General features: G+C 51.9%; 1 rRNA gene. It reads right to left on the reverse strand.

The window, feature by feature from the left end:
• Nucleotides 1-2,791, reverse strand: a 23S ribosomal RNA gene (locus PY479_RS17445); the annotation flags it as partial.
• Nucleotides 2,792-2,819 lie beyond the last annotated feature (28 nt).

Here is a 2,819-nt window from a genome sequence, read left to right on the forward strand (position 1 = left end):
GTGGACTCAAGGTCCAAGGGAAGACTCATCTTGGGGCTCGCTTCACGCTTAGATGCTTTCAGCGTTTATCAATTCCGAACATAGCTACCGGGCAATGCCATTGGCATGACAACCCGAACACCAGCGGTTCGTTCACTCCGGTCCTCTCGTACTAGGAGCAACCCCCCTCAATCTTCCAACGCCCACGGCAGATAGGGACCGAACTGTCTCACGACGTTCTGAACCCAGCTCGCGTACCACTTTAAATGGCGAACAGCCATACCCTTGGGACCGACTTCAGCCCCAGGATGTGATGAGCCGACATCGAGGTGCCAAACACCGCCGTCGATATGAACTCTTGGGCGGTATCAGCCTGTTATCCCCGGAGTACCTTTTATCCGTTGAGCGATGGCCCTTCCATTCAGAACCACCGGATCACTATGACCTGCTTTCGCACCTGCTCGACGTGTCTGTCTCGCAGTTAAGCTGGCTTGTGCCATTACACTAACCGTACGATGTCCGACCGTACTTAGCCAACCTTCGTGCTCCTCCGTTACTCTTTAGGAGGAGACCGCCCCAGTCAAACTACCCACCAGGCACTGTCCCTAATCCCGATAAGGGACCAAGGTTAGAACATCAACACTGCAAGGGTGGTATTTCAAGGTCGACTCCATCAGGACTAGCGTCCCAACTTCTTAGTCTCCCACCTATCCTACACATGCAGGGTCAATGTTCAGTGCCAAGCTATAGTAAAGGTTCACGGGGTCTTTCCGTCTAGCCGCGGGTATACGGCATCTTCACCGCAATTTCAACTTCACTGAGTCTCGGCTGGAGACAGCCTGGCCATCATTACGCCATTCGTGCAGGTCGGAACTTACCCGACAAGGAATTTCGCTACCTTAGGACCGTTATAGTTACGGCCGCCGTTTACCGGGGCTTCGATCATGAGCTTCTCCGAAGATGACCCAATCAATTAACCTTCCGGCACCGGGCAGGCGTCACACCGTATACTTCCTCTTGCGAGTTCGCACAGTGCTGTGTTTTTGATAAACAGTTGCAGCCAGCTGGTATCTGCGACTCCCGTCAGCTTAGAGAGCAAGTCTCATCACCAACAAGAGCGTACCTTCTCCCGAAGTTACGGTACCATTTTGCCTAGTTCCTTCAGCCGAGTTCTCTCAAGCGCCTTGGTATTCTCTACCCGACCACCTGTGTCGGTTTGGGGTACGATTCCTGCTAACCTGAAGCTTAGAAGATTTTCCTGGAAGCTTGGCATTAACCACTTCATCACCTTAGTGACTCGTCATCAGCCCTCAGTATTATGTGCCCGGATTTGCCTAAGCACACTACCTACAACCTTAAACGCGGACGACCGTCGCCGCGCTGGCCTAGCCTTCTCCGTCTCTCCATCGCAGTTAGCAGAAGTACGGGAATATTAACCCGTTTCCCATCGACTACGCCTTTCGGCCTCGCCTTAGGGGTCGACTCACCCTGCCCCGATTAACGTTGGACAGGAACCCTTGGTCTTTCGGCGTGGAGGTTTTTCACCCCCATTATCGTTACTCATGTCAGCATTCGCACTTCTGATACGTCCAGTGTGGGTTACCCCTTCACCTTCATCCGCTTACAGAACGCTCCTCTACCGCTCATACATAGTATGAACCCGTAGCTTCGGTGTATTGCTTAGCCCCGTTACATCTTCCGCGCAGGCCGACTCGACTAGTGAGCTATTACGCTTTCTTTAAATGATGGCTGCTTCTAAGCCAACATCCTAGCTGTCTAAGCCTTCCCACATCGTTTCCCACTTAGCAATAACTTTGGGACCTTAGCTGACGGTCTGGGTTGTTTCCCTTTTGACGACGGACGTTAGCACCCGCCGTCTGTCTCCCGAGTAGTACTCATTGGTATTCGGAGTTTGCAAAGAGTTGGTAAGTCGGGATGACCCCCTAGTCTTAACAGTGCTCTACCCCCAATGGTATTCGCTCGAGGCGCTACCTAAATAGCTTTCGAGGAGAACCAGATATCTCCCGGTTTGATTGGCCTTTCACCCCCAGCCACAGGTCATCACCGTCTTTTTCAACAGACGTGTGTTCGGTCCTCCAATTGATGTTACTCAATCTTCAACCTGCCCATGGCTAGATCACCGGGGTTCGGGTCTACACCTAGCAACTATTCGCGCAGTTAACACTCGGTTTCCCTACGGCTCCGCTATTCGCTTAACCTCGCTACTAAATGTAAGTCGCTGACCCATTATACAAAAGGTACGCAGTCACGGTCTCAAAAACCGCTCCCACTGCTTGTACGTATACGGTTTCAGGTTCTATTTCACTCCCCTCACAGGGGTTCTTTTCGCCTTTCCCTCACGGTACTGGTTCACTATCGGTCAGTCAGGAGTATTTAGCCTTGGAGGATGGTCCCCCCATCTTCAGACAACATACCACGTGTGTCGCCTTACTCGTTTTCATCATCGGTTAGTTGTCGTGTACGGGACTATCACCCTGTACCGTGGTGCTTTCCAACACCTTCCACTAACACCCCAATGACTTAAGGGCTGGTCCCCGTTCGCTCGCCGCTACTAGGGGAATCTCGGTTGATTTCTTTTCCTCGGGGTACTTAGATGTTTCAGTTCTCCCGGTTCGCCTCTGCATGCTATGGATTCACATGCAGATACTTGCTTATGCAAGTGGGTTCCCCCATTCGGACATCTGTGGCTCAATTGGCTTTTATCACCTCACCACAGCTTTTCGCAGATTAACACGTCCTTCATCGCCTCTGACTGCCAAGGCATCCACCGTATACGCTTAGTCGCTTAACCATACAACCCGGATGAGTTTCCTCAACCA

It is taken from the genome of Shewanella sp. A32 (genome assembly GCF_029167175.1).
Taxonomy (GTDB): domain Bacteria; phylum Pseudomonadota; class Gammaproteobacteria; order Enterobacterales; family Shewanellaceae; genus Shewanella; species Shewanella yunxiaonensis.